The organism is Paeniglutamicibacter selenitireducens (genome assembly GCF_051550675.1).
Taxonomy (GTDB): Bacteria; Actinomycetota; Actinomycetes; order Actinomycetales; family Micrococcaceae; genus Paeniglutamicibacter.
Genome location: NZ_JBPULF010000001.1, coordinates 539784 through 555940, shown reverse-complemented (window position 1 = coordinate 555940; position 16157 = coordinate 539784). Strand labels below are relative to the sequence as shown.

General features: G+C 65.2%; 13 protein-coding genes. All 13 read left to right on the top strand.

The features are described 5' to 3' along the window. Nucleotide 1 precedes the first annotated feature (1 nt). The 13 genes from murD to dnaE all read left to right on the top strand — a co-directional run bounded on the left by murD (nt 2) and on the right by dnaE (nt 15572). A complete protein-coding gene (gene murD / locus ACSYDW_RS02535; protein ID WP_438337121.1) occupies nt 2-1516 on the top strand; it encodes a UDP-N-acetylmuramoyl-L-alanine--D-glutamate ligase in 1515 nt (504 codons plus the stop codon). A gap of 9 nt (nt 1517-1525) precedes the next feature. Next, nucleotides 1526-2818: a putative lipid II flippase FtsW gene (gene ftsW, locus ACSYDW_RS02530; RefSeq protein WP_438337120.1), complete on the top strand. Its 1293-nt coding sequence runs from the start codon at nt 1526-1528 to the stop codon at nt 2816-2818. 110 nt (nt 2819-2928) lie between these two features. After that, nucleotides 2929-4059: an undecaprenyldiphospho-muramoylpentapeptide beta-N-acetylglucosaminyltransferase gene (murG, locus tag ACSYDW_RS02525; protein ID WP_438337119.1), complete on the top strand. Its 1131-nt coding sequence runs from the start codon at nt 2929-2931 to the stop codon at nt 4057-4059. Nucleotides 4060-4063: 4 nt separating this feature from the next. Continuing rightward, entirely contained in the window at nt 4064-5464 is a 1401-nt protein-coding gene (gene murC, locus ACSYDW_RS02520; protein ID WP_438337118.1) for a UDP-N-acetylmuramate--L-alanine ligase, read from the top strand. Continuing rightward, the gene (locus ACSYDW_RS02515) at nt 5464-6216 is read left to right on the top strand and encodes a cell division protein FtsQ/DivIB (protein ID WP_438337117.1); all 753 of its coding nucleotides are present in this window, start codon (nt 5464-5466) and stop codon (nt 6214-6216) included. The genes murC and ACSYDW_RS02515 overlap by 1 nt, the downstream gene beginning before the upstream one ends. A 199-nt stretch (nt 6217-6415) precedes the next feature. Further along, nucleotides 6416-7582 (top strand): cell division protein FtsZ, encoded by a 1167-nt coding sequence (gene ftsZ / locus ACSYDW_RS02510; protein ID WP_438337116.1) that lies wholly within the window; start codon nt 6416-6418, stop codon nt 7580-7582. Between the two features lie 91 nt (nt 7583-7673). Further along, the gene (locus tag ACSYDW_RS02505; RefSeq protein ID WP_438337115.1) at nt 7674-8324 is read left to right on the top strand and encodes a purine nucleoside phosphorylase YfiH/LACC1 family protein; all 651 of its coding nucleotides are present in this window, start codon (nt 7674-7676) and stop codon (nt 8322-8324) included. Between the two features lie 199 nt (nt 8325-8523). Then, nucleotides 8524-9057: a cell division protein SepF gene (locus ACSYDW_RS02500; protein WP_438337114.1), complete on the top strand. Its 534-nt coding sequence runs from the start codon at nt 8524-8526 to the stop codon at nt 9055-9057. A gap of 20 nt (nt 9058-9077) precedes the next feature. Then, entirely contained in the window at nt 9078-9383 is a 306-nt protein-coding gene (locus ACSYDW_RS02495; protein ID WP_438337113.1) for a YggT family protein, read from the top strand. Between the two features lie 215 nt (nt 9384-9598). Then, the gene (locus ACSYDW_RS02490) at nt 9599-10276 is read left to right on the top strand and encodes a DivIVA domain-containing protein (protein ID WP_438337112.1); all 678 of its coding nucleotides are present in this window, start codon (nt 9599-9601) and stop codon (nt 10274-10276) included. A gap of 189 nt (nt 10277-10465) precedes the next feature. Beyond that, nucleotides 10466-10972 (top strand): signal peptidase II, encoded by a 507-nt coding sequence (gene lspA, locus ACSYDW_RS02485; protein WP_438337321.1) that lies wholly within the window; start codon nt 10466-10468, stop codon nt 10970-10972. Continuing rightward, nucleotides 10969-11907, top strand: a complete 939-nt coding sequence (locus ACSYDW_RS02480) for an RluA family pseudouridine synthase (protein ID WP_438337111.1) — start codon at nt 10969-10971, stop codon at nt 11905-11907. Before lspA ends, ACSYDW_RS02480 begins: the two co-directional genes overlap by 4 nt. Nucleotides 11908-12005: 98 nt before the next feature. Continuing rightward, nucleotides 12006-15572, top strand: a complete 3567-nt coding sequence (dnaE, locus tag ACSYDW_RS02475) for a DNA polymerase III subunit alpha (protein ID WP_438337110.1) — start codon at nt 12006-12008, stop codon at nt 15570-15572. Nucleotides 15573-16157 lie beyond the last annotated feature (585 nt).

The following is a 16157-nucleotide window of genomic DNA, read 5'->3' as shown; positions in this document are numbered from 1 at the left end:
AATGACGGATCTTGCAAAGCTGACCAGCTGGGACTCCGACTGGGCCGGGCTGCGCGTCGTCGTGGCGGGCCTGGGCCTCTCCGGATTCTCGGCAGCCGACACGCTCATCGAGCTCGGCGCCCGCGTGGTCGTCGTCGACGGCGCCGACACCGAGGTGAACCGCTCGCGTGCCGACACCCTGAGGATCGTCGGCGCGACAGACGTGCTGCTGGGCGCCGCACACACCGACGCCCTCCCGCAGATCGACGGTGCGGCGCCGCAGCTGGTCATCGCCTCGCCCGGGTGGAACCCGCGCCAGCCGATGCTTGCCGCCGCCGCGGAGGCCGGGATCGAGATCTGGGGCGACGTCGAACTGGCCTGGCGCGTGCGCACCAAGGAGGGCCGCACGCCCGCCGAGTGGGTCGTCATCACCGGGACCAACGGCAAGACCACCACGGTGGGCATGACCGAGTCGATCTTCCGGGCCGCCGGGCTGCGCGCCATCGCCGCAGGCAACGTCGGAACCCCGATCCTGGATGCGATCCGCGACCCGGAGGGCTTCGACGTGATCGCCCTGGAGCTCTCCAGCTTCCAGCTGCACTTCACCCACACCATTTCCCCGCTGGCCTCCGTGGTGCTGAACATCGCGGAGGACCACGTGGACTGGCACGGGGGGTTCGAGAACTACAAGGCCGACAAGGCCAAGATCTACGAGCGCACCCGCGTCGCGGCGATCTTCAACGCCGACGAGCGCGTGATCGAGGAAATGGTCGAGAACGCCGACGTCGTCGAGGGCTGCCGGGCCATCGGCTTCACCACCGGCGTCCCGCAACTGAGCATGGTCGGCGTGGTCGAGGACCTTCTGGTTGACCGAGCGTTCATCGAGGACCGCCGCAATTCCGCGGCCGAACTCGTGGCGCTTGACCAGATCGCCGAGGTCGTCCCGCGGCACACCGCCGCAAACGCGGCGGCCGCGGCGGCGCTGGCCCGCGCCTACGGCGTGGAACCCGAGGCCGTGGCCAAGGGCCTTTCCGGCTTCGACGCGGGGGACCACCGCATCCAGGCCGTGGCCCGCCGCGGCGACGTGCTGTGGATCAACGACTCGAAGGCGACGAATCCGCACGCGGCAAGCGCCTCGCTGGGCGCCTTCTCCTCCGTGGTGTGGATCGCCGGCGGCCTGTCCAAGGGCGTCGACTACAACGAGCTGGTCAAGGCGCACGCGGCACGTCTGAAGGCCGTGGTGCTGATCGGCACCGACACCGCGAACCTGGTGTCGGCGTTGGAGCGACACGCGCCGCAGGTGCCGGTGATCGCCGGTGCGGTGCGCGAAACTGGAGAAGAGTCAAACGGCTCGGCGCACGGCTGGGCCGTGATGGCCGAGGCAGTGAACCAGGCGGCGGCGGTTGCCGTTGCGGGGGACACGGTGCTGATGGCGCCGGCCGCGGCCTCGATGGACCAGTTCTCCTCCTATGCGCAGCGGGGCAACGCGTTCATCGACGCGGTCCGCGCCCTCATGGGAGAAGACACCAAGGAGTAAGGAGCAGTCGTGAGCGGCAAGACACAGGCCCCGCGCGGCAAGGGCGGCAGCGCCGGCAAGGCGGCAGCGCCCGGCGGGGCCCGTGAACCGCGCGGGCTTGCCAGGATGTTCTCGAAATTCGAGGACCCCTCGCTGCGCGGTGCCCAGATCAACTACTACGTAGTGCTCGGGTGCACGCTCGCCCTGACCCTGCTGGGGCTGATCATGGTGCTCTCCTCCTCGTCGGTGGAGGCCATCGCGCGAAACAAGTCGCCCTTCGAGGACTTCAGGAAGCAGGCCCTGTGGGCCGTCATGGGGCTGATCTGCATGGTGCTGATCCAGCTGCTGCCCACGGACAGGCTGCGGAAGCTCGCCTGGCCCTCCCTCTGGTTCGCCGTGTTCCTGCTGGTCATGGTGCTGCTCTTCGGCAAGGAGATCTACGGCAACAAGAACTGGCTGTACATCGGTTCCTTCTCCGTCCAGCCCTCCGAGTTCGCCAAGGCAGCCATGGCCCTGTGGGGTGCGGCCGTCGTCGAGCGCAAGGCGCACCTGATGAACCAGTGGAAGCACGCCGTGGTGCCGCTCGTGGTGCCGTTCGGCGGACTCATGCTCCTGCTGGTCATGCTCGGCAAGGACCTGGGCACCGTCATGGTGCTGACCCTGATCCTGGTGGTGGTCATGTTCGTCGGAGGCGCGCCCGCCAAGATCTTCGGCTACGGGGCTGCGGGCGCCGCCGTCTTCCTGGCCGTGGCCGTGGCCGTGGCACCGACCCGGCTCGGGCGCGTCACCGCCTGGCTCTTCGGATGCTCCGGGGAACAGGACTACTGCTACCAGGCGCAGCAGGGAATCTACGCACTGGCCTCCGGCGGCTGGCTGGGTGTGGGCCTGGGCCAGTCGCGGCAGAAATGGTCGCACATCCCCGAGGCGCAGAACGACTTCATCTTCGCCGTCCTCGGCGAGGAAATGGGACTGCTCGGCACGCTTTTCGTGGTGCTGCTCTACACGATGCTGGCCGTGGCGATGTACCGCATCGCGGTGCGCTCCGAGACGATCTTCGGGCGCGTGGCGGTCAGCGGCATCCTGGCGTGGATCGTCGGGCAGGCGTTCGTGAACATCGGCATGGTGATCGGCCTGCTCCCGGTCATCGGTGTCCCGCTGCCCTTCATTTCCTCCGGCGGCTCAGCACTGCTCGCGACGTTCCTGGGCATCGGCGTCGTGCTGGCCTTCGCCCGCGAGCAGCGGATGTCCAAGAAGGGGCGCGTGGCGCCGGGCCCGCTGGCGGGTCTCGCGGCCAGGCTCCGCGGCCCCAAGCCGTCCCGCTGACAGCCCTGCTTGGGCGTCCCGCCGTACGGCCCGCCAGTGCGTGCCACGGTGCTGCGGCACCCCAAGCCAGAGAACCGAAACCCGAGAACCGAAAGTAGTACTGGCACAACATGACTGAAGACTTGCGCGTGGTGGTTGCCGGCGGGGGAACCGCCGGACACATCTCCCCGATGATCGCCATCGCCGACGCCCTGCGCACCATGGCGCCCGGCACCCGGGTCACCGCGGTGGGAACCGAGAGCGGCCTGGAGACCCGGCTGGTCCCGGAGGCGGGCTACGAGCTGCGCACCATCGCCAAGGTGCCGATGCCCCGGCGCCCGTCGATGGACCTGCTCAAGCTGCCCTTCCGCTTCTCCGCGGCCATCAAGGCGGCGGGCCGGATCCTCGACGAGTCCGGGGCGCAGGCCGTGCTGGGTGTCGGCGGCTACGTCTGCACCCCCGTCTATCTCGCGGCCCGCAAGCGCAGGCTGCCGATCTTCGTCCACGAGGCCAACGCGCGCGCGGGCCTGGCCAACAAGGTCGGCGCACGCTACGCCCAGGGCGTCGGCGCCGCCTTCAGCGGCACCGGGCTGCCCGGTGCGCAGGTCGTGGGCATGCCGATGCGCGGCAACATCGCCACCATGGACCGAGCAGCGCTGCGGGAGGACGCCCGACGCGCGCTCGGGCTTGCACCGGATGCCCCGGCCCTGGTGGTCACGGGCGGTTCCTCCGGGGCAGCCTCGGTCAACGCCGCGATAGCCGGTGCGCTGCCCGGGCTCTCGGCCGCTGGGATCCAGGTACTGCACATCACCGGGCGCGGCAAGGTCGTGCCCGACGAGTCCGGCAACCCGCTTGCCGCCCCGGGGTACCGCCAGGTCGAGTACGTGGACTCCATGGAACAGGCCTACGCGGCCGCCGATTTGATGGTGGCCCGCTCGGGCGCCGGCACCGTGTGCGAGCTCGCCGTTGCGGGAACACCCGCGGTGCTCGTCCCGCTGCCGATCGGCAACGGCGAACAGCGCCTGAACGCGGCGGACCTGGTGGCCGCCGGGGGAGCGCTGATTGTCGCGGATGCGGACTTCACCCCCGACTACGTCACAGGCACGGTACTCCCGCTGCTCCGCGACACCGCCGCGCTCGAGCGCATGGCCGAGGCCGCTGCGGGCCAGGGGCGCAGCGATGCGGCAGAGGCCATGGCCGCAATGATTCTTGACGCGCTGGGTCGCCAAACCCCGCCACGCACCGCCGACATGGGAAGCTAGGGACATGCAGGAATTACACACTCTCGACCAACTCGGCAAAGTCCACCTGATGGGCATCGGCGGCGTGGGGGTCTCGGCCGTCGCCCGGCTCATGCTCGCCCGCGGGCTGACCGTCTCGGGGACCGATGCCAAGGACCTGCCGGTCCTCGACGACCTCCGTGCGGCGGGCGCCCGCATCCACGTGGGCTACGCCGCAGGGAACATCGGCGACGCAGACACCGTCGTGGTTTCCTCGATCATCAAGCCCGGCAACCCGGAATACGACGAGGCAGTCTCCCGCAGCCTGCGGATCCTGCACCGCTCCCAAGGCCTTGCCGCGACCATGGAGGGCCACCACGTCATCACCGTGGCAGGCACCCACGGCAAGACCACGACCACCTCGCTGATCGCCTACATGCTGCGCGAGGCAGGGATTTCCCCGACGTTCGCCATCGGGGCGAACATCGCCAGCCTGGGCTTCAACGCCGAGTACGGCCAGGGCAAGGTCTTCGTCGCAGAGGCCGACGAATCCGACGCCTCGTTCATGAACTACCAGCCCGATGTCGTGGTGATCACCAACATCGAGGCCGACCACCTCGACCACTACGGCTCCGTCGAAGCCGTGCATGAATCGTTCCACGCCTTCGCTTCGCTGCTGCCCGCCGGCGGCCTGCTCATCTGCTGCGCGGACGACGAGGGGTCGCGCGCCCTGGCCGCCCGCATGCGGCGCGAACGCCCCGACCTGCGCGTGCAGACCTACGGCTTCGCCGAGGACGCCGACCGCCGCCTGCTCGACGCGCACCCGCGCGGCAACCGCTTTGCCTGCACCCTGGAGTGGGGCAGCGGCCAGCAGGCCGACCTGGAACTTGCGCTTCCGGGCAACCACAACCTGCTCAACGCCGCGGCGGCCTTTGCGGTGGGACTCGACTGCGGGCTTGACCCGGAAACGGCTGCCGAGGGCCTGGGTGCCTTCACCGGCGCCGCGCGGCGCTTCGACATCCGCGGCGAGGCCGGCGGCGTCCGCGTTTACGACGACTACGCCCACCACCCCACAGAGGTCCTGGCGGCCCTGCGGGCGGCCCGCGCCGTGGCCGGGACCGGTGCCGTGCACGTGCTGTTCCAGCCGCACCTCTTCAGCCGCACCCACGAGTTCCACCGCGAGTTCGGGCAGGCACTGTCGCTGGCGGACACCGCCTACGTGCTTGAGATCTATCCCGCCCGCGAAACTCCCATCCCGGGGGTGACCAGCGAACTTGTCACCAAGGAACTGGACACGGCCGGCGGATTGGTGTCGATGGGCCAGGCGGCTGCCGTGGTTGCCGCCTGCGCCAAGCCGGGAGACGTCATCATGACGATCGGTGCCGGCGACGTCACCGAGCAGGGGAGCGCAATCCTGGCTGAACTGCGCGCACGTCTGGGGAGCTGATGGCCGCCAAGCCCGCACACGGCGGCGGTTCCAACGTCGTGGAGCTGCCGCCCGATCCGCGCCTGCGCACGCGCAAGCGCTGGATCATCGGCGGCTCGATCGTTGCGGCAGCGATTGTCGGCTTGATTCTGGTGTTGAGTTTCTCGCCGATCCTGGCCATCAAGAACATCCAGATCGAGGGAAACTCGCTGGTGAAGGACAAGGAACTCCAGCGCGCCCTGGAACCCCTGCACGGGGTGCCCCTGGCCCGCGTGGGCACCGGCAAGGTCATGGAGTTGCTCGAGGGCCAGCCCGCCGTGAAGGACGCCATCGTCCAGGTGGAGGTCCCCGAGACCCTGCGCGTGAAGATCATCGAACACCAGCCGGTGGCCGTCCTCACCGATGGCTCAAGACGATCGCTGGTGGGACCCGAAGGCCAGGTGCTGGCGGTACTGGGGGCGAAGGACAAACCCAAATTGCCCACCGTCAAGTCGAACTCCGTGGTCAAGAACCCCAAGGTATTCTCGATGCTGACGCAAGTACTTTCGGTTCTACCGGATACACTATTGGCGACCGTGGATCATGCAACGGCCACGAGCAAGGACTTCGTCGAGCTCAAACTCAAGGACGGTACCCTGGTTATCTGGGGCGACGACCAGGAATCAGCGCTGAAAATCGAGGTCCTTGAGGCGCTGCTGGGGGCGCCGAAGGACAAGAAATCACCGATCAAGGTGTACGACATTTCCAGCCCGCAACACCCGGTGGCCCGGTAACGGTCCACCAAACGTGGAAAACACAGAAAAATCAACGACTTTGGGGCGACACGCGGCCTCGGTTGTTGCATGTGTGAACCGCGAACCATAGCGTTTTAACAGCGGTTGCTTGACATAACTATAACCTTCCAGTTGAGGGTTAACGTTGGTCCGGTTGAGCTTCCTCGGTCAGCAGCACATCGAACAAGGGAATCAGGACGTGGCAGCTCCACAGAACTACCTCGCCGTCATCAAGGTCGTCGGCATCGGCGGTGGCGGCGTCAACGCCGTCAACCGCATGATCGAAGTTGGCCTGCGAGGCGTCGAATTTATTGCAATCAACACCGATGCGCAGGCTCTGCTCATGAGTGATGCAGACGTCAAGCTCGACGTTGGACGCGAACTCACGCGTGGGCTTGGCGCAGGCGCCAACCCCGATGTGGGACGCCAGGCGGCCGAAGACCACGGCGAGGAAATCGAGGAAGTGCTCCGCGGTGCGGACATGGTCTTCGTGACCGCAGGCGAAGGCGGTGGCACCGGCACCGGTGGCGCGCCGGTCATCGCCCGCATCGCCCGCGGCCTGGGCGCGCTGACCATCGGCGTTGTCACCCGCCCGTTCACCTTCGAGGGCCGCCGCCGTGCGAACTCCGCGGAGGCCGGCATCGAGGCACTGCGCGACGAGGTCGACACCCTGATCGTGATCCCGAACGACCGCTTGCTCTCGATTTCCGACCGCAACGTCTCGGTTCTCGATGCGTTCCGCCAGGCTGACCAGGTGCTCCTTTCCGGCGTCCAGGGCATCACCGACCTGATCACCACCCCGGGCTTGATCAACCTCGACTTCGCCGACGTGAAGTCGGTCATGCAGGGTGCCGGTTCGGCGCTTATGGGCATCGGTTCGGCCCGCGGCGAAGACCGCGCCGTCAAGGCCGCCGAACTCGCCATCGCCTCGCCGCTGCTCGAGGCCTCGATCGATGGCGCCCACGGCGTCCTGCTTTCCATCCAGGGCGGATCGGATCTCGGCCTCTTCGAGATCAACGAGGCTGCCCGCCTTGTGCAGGAAGTTGCCCACCCCGAGGCCAACATCATCTTCGGTGCCGTCATCGACGACGCCCTGGGTGACGAGGCCCGTGTCACGGTTATCGCCGCAGGCTTCGACCAGGTCGACGCAACCAGCGCACCGCAGGCCGCAATTCCGGCCCGCACGGTTCCTGCGGCACCTGCCGCGGCACCGCAGCAGGCACCCGTCGTCGCAGCACCGGTCCGCGAGGAAACCCGCGTGGCCGTGGCAACGGTGGAGCCTGCGTTCGAGGAACTTCCCGCCATCGTCGAGCCGGACCTTTCGGCAACCAACGATGACCTGGATGTCCCGGACTTCCTGAAGTAGAGAAGCAAGTCGCCTGACGGGGGAGTCGCCCGGTTCCATGTTGCGTTACCAATCAGCAGTCGCTCCAAGCCTGCACATTGCTTTCACTTCCATGGGGCAGGGCAACCTCGCCCTCCACGTTCCGGATGACCGTGACGCCGTGCTGCTGCGGCGTCACGGTCTGGAACAGGACCTGGGCTTGGGTGGATCGCGATTCACCTACATGGACCAGGTCCATTCGGCGGACGTCGTCTCCGTCGACGGCCCGGCGGACGTCTCGGACGTACCGACCTGCGACGCGCTGGTGTCGCCGAACGCCGGCCAGCCGCTGGCGGTCATGGTCGCGGACTGCGTTCCGGTGGTTTTCGCCGGCACCACCGCCTCCGGCACGATCAGTGCGGTGGCCCACGCAGGGCGCCGAGGACTGCTTGACGGAATCCTGGCCAATACCGTGGAACACATGAAGCTCCACGGAGCCACCGGTCTGGAAGCCTGGATCGGTCCCTCGATCTGTGGCTCCTGCTATGAAGTCCCGGCCTCGATGGCCGAAGAATCCGAAGCACTGCGGCCTGGAATCACCACGGCAACCCGTTGGGGCACCACGGGATTGGACCTGCCGGGAGAAGCGCGGCGCGAACTCGAACATCTTGGGGTCTCCGTTACGCCAAGTGGCATCTGCACCCTCGAGAATGAGGACTATTTCTCCTATCGAAGGGACCCTGGAACCGGCCGACTGGCCGGCTTGGTGTGGTCCGTCGAGTAGGGGCTTCCCCGCGATACGGCTCACGAGCCGATTGGCCGAAGCCAACCCCGGAATGCCGAAGCGGCCAAGGCCACACCGCGACACACCGAGGAGAAGTCCCGGATGTACTGGGACCCCGTCGAATGGTGCGGTAGCGTCGAAGCAGCGGAGAGACTTGCGGCCGGCAAAGCCGACCGCGCACGACTAAAAGGAGAAGACCATGGCTGGCGCACTGCGCAAGACAATGATCTACCTCGGGCTTGCCGAAGGCGACGAGAACTTCGAGACGGAGCAGCGCGACATCGAGGCGCGTGAAGAAGTGCGCGTGGTCGAGCCTCTTCACGAGGAGCCGGCTGCCGTCCAGCCTGCCCCTACGGCACCGGTCGCACCGCGGCCAGTCATTGAAAACGAATACCGGGCTCCGGTAACACCCATCAAGCGCGCGCCTTCAGCTCGGGACGAGGACGATTCATTGCGTCAGATCACCACGGTTCACCCACGTTCATACAATGACGCGAAGGTCATTGGCGAGAACTTCCGTGACGGCATCCCCGTCATCATGAATGTCACGGACATGGGTGAAGCCGATGCCAAGCGATTGGTCGACTTCTCCGCGGGTCTGGTCTTTGCCCTCCACGGAAGCATCGAACGGGTCACCAACAAGGTGTTCCTTCTCTCGCCTTCCACGGTCGAGGTCCTGGGCGAGGACAAGAAGCAGTCCGAAGACCAAGCCACCTTCTTCAACCAGAGCTAGCAGCGGGGTTCAAACACAACGTGGAGCTCATTTTCGCACTGCTCTATATGGTGCTTACCGTGTTGCAAGTCATGCTCTTGTTGCGCATCGTGCTTGATATCACCGAATCCTTTGCCCGGTCGTGGCGCCCCCGAGGGGTGGCTCTTGTTGCGGTGTCCATGATCGCCAGGACAACGGACCCTCCGATGCGCTGGCTGCGATCCCGCATCAAGCCGCTTGATATCGGGGGAATACGCCTTGATCTGGCGTTCATAATTTTGTTCCTTGTTGTCATTTTCCTGAAGCTGGCCGTCCGCTCGATGGGCGGAATGGTGGCTGCGGGTTAATGCTTCAGTGGAAGCCGAAGTGGGCCGCGACCAGTGGTAACTAATGAAAATTCCTTCCGGAAAGTTCGTTAAATTTAGTCAATAGTGGTTCAGTCGTTATAGTGTTGTCGCATTAGGCACAACGACTGCACCGGTTAGCGTGTCAATAAACGGGTAAGTGTACTCGGGTCGCACATCAGCGGTCCGGGGAGAGAACCAAGTATCGAGGTGACCAGATGGCTCTCACGCCAGAAGATGTAGTCAACAAACGATTCCAGCCAACTAAGTTCCGCGAAGGCTACGATCAGGATGAAGTTGACGATTTCCTAGACGAGATCGTTGTCGAACTACGTCGTCTGACGCAGGAGAACGATGAACTGCGTCGCCGCCTGAGCGAAGCGGGCGCTGCGGAAGGCGACCTGGCTGTGCCGGCTCCTGTTGCAGCAGCCCCAGCCGCCAAGGCAGCCGAGGCCGACAAGGCCAAGGCCAAGGAAGCCGAAGCCAAGAAGGAAGAAACCCGCGCTGCGGAGGCCCCGAAGGCAGCCGAACCTGCAAAGGTCGTTGCGGCAGCACCTGCCGCCCCGGCAACCACCGCCGAATCCGCCGCAGGCGTTCTCGCAATGGCCCAGCGCCTGCACGACGAGTACGTGTCCGCCGGCGTTGAACAGCGCGACAAGATCATTGCCGAGGCGCAGGTCGAGGCGAACAGCCTGGTTTCCGACGCCGAGGAAAAGAGCCGCAAGACGCTTTCCGCCCTGGAGCAGCAGAAGACTGTGCTCGAGCGCAAGGTTGAACAGCTCCGTGGCTTCGAGCGCGACTACCGCGCGCGCCTGAAGACTTACATCGAAGGCCAGCTACGCGACCTTGAGGCCAAGGGCTCCATGGATTCCCCGGAGTCCAAGGACAACGGCTAATCTGCCGATCCCTGCCTCACATGTTGATGGCTTAAGATTGTTGGCGGTCGGGATATCCCGGCCGCCAACAATGCGTTAAAGGACACAATGGAAAACAGTTCCGTACCACCAGCGCCCCAGGATCCACAGGGAACCGGAAGAGCGGGTGGTCCCAAGAGGCAGTTGATTCTGCTGACCACATCACTGGCTGTGATTGCCTTGGTATTGGATCAAGTCACCAAGCGTATTGTTGAAAACAACATGTACGAGGGCCAAGTCATCGACGTGTTCCCTCCGTTCCTGCGTTGGTACTTCATCCGCAATTCGGGAGCGGCCTTCTCCATGGGGGAGAGCGTGACCTGGATCTTCACCATCATCCAGGGCGCCGTCCTGGTCTACGTGGCAGTGTTCCTGGTGCGCAAGATCGGTTCCCTGCCGTGGGCCCTGGCGCTGGGTGGCTTGATGGGCGGCGTTGCCGGCAACCTGACGGACCGGCTTTTCCGACCGCCGTCCTTCGGCCACGGCCACGTCGTGGACTTCATCGCCCTTCCGAACTTTGCGATCTTCAACGTTGCCGACATGTTCATCGTTTGTTCGATGGTCGGCATCTGCCTTCTCCTATTCACGGGCAAGGAAGTCGACGGATCGCGTGCCGAGCACGACCGCAAGGCGAAGCACCCCAGGGGCGCGGAACCCGAGACGCAGGGCAACGAATGAGCGAGGGACGCGAGGAAACCTTCCTCGTCGAACCCGGGGAGGCAAAGGTACGGATCGACGCGTTCCTCTCCGACAGGCTCGGCCTTTCGCGTGCACAGGCGGCGCTCCTCTGCGCCGAAGGCAACGTCCGGGCCGGCGGCAAGGTAGTGGGGAAGTCACGCAAGACAGTCGCCGGCGAACGGATCGACGTATACCTCCCGGTTCGACCGGACCCATTAGAGATCAGGGTGGAACTCGTGGAAGACCTCAAGATCATTGCCGACGACGATGACTTCGTCGTCATCGACAAGCCGGTCGGGGTGGCCGCACACCCGTCCCCGGGATGGGTCGGCCCGACCGTCGTCGGCGCGCTCATGGCCGCGGGTTATCGCATATCCACCTCTGGTTCGGCCGAACGCCAGGGCATCGTGCACCGGCTGGATGTCGGGACCAGCGGCCTGATGGTTGTCGCGAAGACGGAGCGTGCCTACACAGCTCTGAAGCGCGCCTTCAAGGAGCGGACCCCGAAAAAGATCTACCATGCGGTGGTGCAGGGGTTGCCTGAACCACTGCAGGGAACGATCGATGCACCGCTGGGCCGCCACCCCGGCCACGACTGGAAGTTCGCGGTCCTTGAGGAAGGCCGGGATTCCGTCACGCACTACAAGGTCCTTGAGGCCTTCGGCCGTGCCTCGCTTGTCGAGGTGACGCTCGAAACGGGCCGTACCCACCAGATCCGCGTGCACTTCAGCGCGTTCCGCCACCCCTGCGTCGGCGACCAGACCTACGGGGCAGATCCGAAACTTGCCGCTGGCCTCGGGCTGACGCGTCAGTGGCTGCACGCGCAGACCCTGGGGTTCTTCCACCCGGTGTCGGGCGAGTGGGTGGAGTACTCCAGCAAGTACCCTGTGGATCTTGACAATGCGCTCGAAATGCTGCGCGACGGCGAATTCTAGGTCGCCGGTAGTGGCACCCGCCGAAGTCGGTGGGTGCCACTTTTCACATCGCCCGCAAGAGGCCACCACGGGGCTGCGGGAGCGCCTAGACTGGTTCGGTGGCTAGCTCTAATCGCGATGGATTCGTACACCTTCACACGCACACCGAATACTCAATGCTTGACGGTGCTGCACGTCTGACTGAACTCTTCGAAGAGACCAACAGGCTCGGGATGACCGCACTGGCCACCACCGACCACGGCTACCTCTTCGGCGCCTTCGACTTCTGGAACAAGGCCACCCAGGCCGGGATCAAGCCGATCATCGGCATCGAGGCCTACGTGACCCCCGGTACGGCACGCGACGACAAGACCCGCATCAAGTGGCGCACCGACGAAAGCCAAAAGGGCGACGACGTGTCCGGTGGTGGCCTCTACACCCACATGACGTTGCTGAGCTACAACAACACCGGCATGAAGAACCTGTTCAAGGCCTCCTCCATCGCCTCCCTGGATTCGGTGTTCGGCAAGTACCCGCGCCTGGACCGGGACCTGCTCAACACCTACCACGAGGGGATCATCGCCACGACCGGCTGCCCCTCCGGCGAGGTCCAGACCAAGCTGCGCCTGGGCCAGTACAACGAGGCGAAGACCGCCGCCGCAGAGTTCCAGGACCTCTTCGGCAAGGAGAACTACTTCTGCGAAATCATGGACCACGGCCTGGACATCGAGCGCCGCGTCACCCACGACCTGCTGCGCCTGGCCAAGGAGCTGCAGATTCCGTTGGTTGCCACCAACGACCTGCACTACACCCACGAACACGACGCCAAGGCCCACGAGGCGCTGCTCGCCATCAACTCGGGCTCCACCCTCGATGAGCCGACCTACGACCAGGGCGGATCGCGTTTCGCGTTCTCAGGTTCCGGCTACTATCTCAAGAGCCCGCAGGAGATGCGCCACCTCTTCAAGGAACTTCCCGAGGCCTGCGACAACACGCTGCTGATCGCCGAACGTGCGGAGGTCTCCTTCGACACCGGCGCCAACTACATGCCTCGGTTCCCCTGTCCTCCCGGCGAAGATGAAACCAGCTGGCTGATCAAGGAAGTCGACAAGGGGATGCACTACCGCTACCCCAACGGCGTCCCCGAGGCGTCTCGCAAGCAGGCCGACTTCGAACTCGACGTCATTATCAAGATGGGCTTCCCCGGCTACTTCCTGGTCGTTGCCGACTTCATCAACTGGTCGAAGGACAACGGCATCCGCGTCGGGCCCGGGCGTGGCTCGGGTGCGGGTTCCATGGTTGCCTACGCCATGCGCATCACCGACCTCGACCCGCTGGTCCACGGGCTGATCTTCGAACGCTTCCTGAACCCGGAACGTGTCTCCATGCCCGACTTCGACGTCGACTTCGATGATCGTCGCCGCTCGGAGGTGATCAGGTACGTGACAGAGAAGTACGGCGACGAACGCGTGTCGATGATCGTGACCTACGGATCCATCAAGACCAAGCAGGCGCTGAAGGACTCCTCGCGCGTGCTCGGCTACCCCTTCTCCATGGGCGAATCGTTGACCAAGGCGCTGCCGCCCGCCGTCATGGCCAAGGACATTCCGCTCAATGACATCGAGGATCCCAAGTCCAAGCGCTATTCCGAGGCGGGGGACTTCCGGCAGCTGGTTGCCACCGACCCCGAGGCCGCCCGCGTCTTTGAAACGGCCAAGGGAATCGAGGGGCTGAAGCGCCAATGGGGCGTGCACGCCGCCGGCGTCATCATGAGCTCGGACCCGATCATCGATGTCATCCCGATCATGCGCCGCATCCAGGACGGCCAGGTCATCACACAGTTCGACTACCCGACCTGTGAAGGCCTGGGGTTGATCAAGATGGACTTCCTGGGGTTGCGAAACCTCACCATCATTTCCGATGCTCTGGAAAACATGAAGGCCAACCAGGACGTCGACCTGGACCTCGAGCGCCTGGCGCTCGACGACGCCGGCGCTTACGAGCTCATGGCCCGCGGCGACACGCTGGGCGTGTTCCAGCTCGATGGCGGGCCCATGCGCTCGCTGCTCAAGCTCATGCGCCCCGACAACTTCGAAGACATCTCCGCAGTGCTCGCGCTGTACCGCCCGGGCCCGATGGGCGCGAACTCGCACAACAACTACGCGCTGCGCAAGAACAAGCTGCAGGAAGAAACGCCGATCCACCCGACCCTCGAGGAACCGCTGCGCGAGATCCTGGGCGGAACCTACGGCTTGATCGTGTACCAAGAGCAGGTCATGTCCATCGCGCAGAAACTGGCGGGCTTCTCGCTTGGCCAGGCCGACATCCTGCGCCGTGCCATGGGCAAGAAGAAGAAGTCGGAGCTGGACAAGCAGTTCGCCGGCTTCTCCCAGGGCATGGTCGACAACGGATTCACCATGGAGGCCGTCCAGGCCCTCTGGGACATCCTGCTTCCCTTCTCCGACTACGCCTTCAACAAGGCGCACTCGGCGGCCTACGGCGTGATTTCCTACTGGACCGCCTACCTGAAAGCCCACTACCCGTCCGAGTACATGGCGGCGTTGCTGACCTCCGTCGCCGACGACAAGGACAAGACGGCCATGTACCTGAACGAATGCCGCCACATGGGCATCACCGTTTTGGCACCGGACGTCAACGAATCGTCGCTGAACTTCACTCCGGTGGGCAAGGACATCCGCTTCGGCATGGGCGCCATCCGCAACGTCGGTGCCAACGTCATTAACGCCATGGTCGAGGCGCGCAAGGAAAAGGGGAGCTTCGAGAACTTCTCCGATTTCCTGCAGAAGGTCCCGGCGGTCGTCTGCAACAAACGGACCATCGAATCGCTGATCAAGGCCGGCGCCTTCGACTCCATGGGGCACGCCCGACGCGCCCTGGTGGCTGTCCACGAAGAGGCCGTCGACTCGGTCATCGCCGTCAAGCGCAACGAAGCGGCAAACCAGTTCGACCTCTTCAGCGCGTTCGACGACCCGTCGGTTGCCTCGGGCATGACGGTCTCGGTCCCGGACATGCCGGACTGGGAGAAGAAGGACAAGCTCGCCTTCGAGCGGGACATGCTCGGCCTGTACGTCTCGGACCACCCGCTCAAGGGGCTCGGCGGCCTGCTGGAACAGAACGCCGACATGTCCGTGACCCAGGTGCTCTCCGACGACGGCCCGCAGGACGGCCACACCGTCACCATCTGCGGCATGATCACCTCGCTGCAACGCAGGATCGCCAAGAAGTCCGGCAACCCCTACGCGCGCTGCGAGATCGAGGACCTCTCCGGCTCCATGGAGACCATGTTCTTCGGCAACGCCTACGCGCCGATCGCCAACGTGCTGGCCGAAGACCTCATCGTCGTGGTCAAGGGCCGGGTGCAGAAGCGCGACGACGGCTCGATCACGCTCAACGCCCAGGAACTCACGGTCCCCGAGATCCGCGAGGACGGCGAAAGCGGCCCCGTGGTGATCTCCATGGCCGCGCACAAGGCGACGGAGGAGGTGGTCATGGCACTCGGCGACGTGCTTCGCGTGCACCAGGGAACCACCGAGGTCCGCGTGAAACTGCATGGCAGCCGCGGCACCTCGCTCATGCGCTTGGGCATGGAGTACCGGGTGAACCCCAACTCCGCGCTCTTTGGCGACCTGAAGGTGCTGCTCGGCCCGACCTGCTTGGACGGCTAGGTCCCGCCGGACGGCATGCGCCATGCAAAGGCGCCCGGATGTTTCTCCCGTCGGGGGACCTATCCGGGCGCCTTGGCATATGCGGGGAAAGCGCCGGGAAGTAGTCCTCCCACCCGACGGAGTCGATGTCCCCGCCGTCCAGGTGCACCAGCAGCCGCTGCAGGAAATACTCCCAGTCCGGCCCGGCGATTTCCGGGTCGTCCCCGGGCCCTAGTTCGCGGGCGAAAACGATTCTCTTCGTTTCCCGGCGGCCCGAGAATTCCAGTCCAAGGGTTCGCGACCCCTGACCGGTATCGAAGGCCACATGGAAATAGTACGGCGGCCGGCACCGGAGGAGCTGCACGCTCCCGGCGGCCACTTGTGTCCCATGGGCCAGCAGGGCAAACTTCAGGTCGCCGTCGTCGGCGTTCCAGCCCAGGATCCCGAGCCAGGAACGAAGGCCCTCGGCCGTGGTCGTGGCATCCCAGAGTTCACGGATGCCGTGCGTTGCGTCGAGTTCGATGACGATGGCCGGTGTTCCCGTGCGGGCCCAGATCCCGACGCCGCCGCGTGCCTCTGCCATCCGGTGTCCTCCTGCCGGGACAA

Bases quoted from the DNA above. Each gene is read 5' to 3' on its own strand.
- ACSYDW_RS02515 (WP_438337117.1), top strand. From the start codon at position 5,464: ATGGCCGCCAAGCCCGCACACGGCGGCGGTTCCAACGTCGTGGAGCTG.
- ACSYDW_RS02480 (WP_438337111.1), top strand. From the start codon at position 10,969: ATGAGCGAGGGACGCGAGGAAACCTTCCTCGTCGAACCCGGGGAGGCA.
- murD (WP_438337121.1), top strand. From the start codon at position 2: ATGACGGATCTTGCAAAGCTGACCAGCTGGGACTCCGACTGGGCCGGG.
- murG (WP_438337119.1), top strand. From the start codon at position 2,929: ATGACTGAAGACTTGCGCGTGGTGGTTGCCGGCGGGGGAACCGCCGGA.
- ACSYDW_RS02490 (WP_438337112.1), top strand. From the start codon at position 9,599: ATGGCTCTCACGCCAGAAGATGTAGTCAACAAACGATTCCAGCCAACT.
- ACSYDW_RS02500 (WP_438337114.1), top strand. From the start codon at position 8,524: ATGGCTGGCGCACTGCGCAAGACAATGATCTACCTCGGGCTTGCCGAA.
- murC (WP_438337118.1), top strand. From the start codon at position 4,064: ATGCAGGAATTACACACTCTCGACCAACTCGGCAAAGTCCACCTGATG.
- ACSYDW_RS02505 (WP_438337115.1), top strand. From the start codon at position 7,674: ATGGGGCAGGGCAACCTCGCCCTCCACGTTCCGGATGACCGTGACGCC.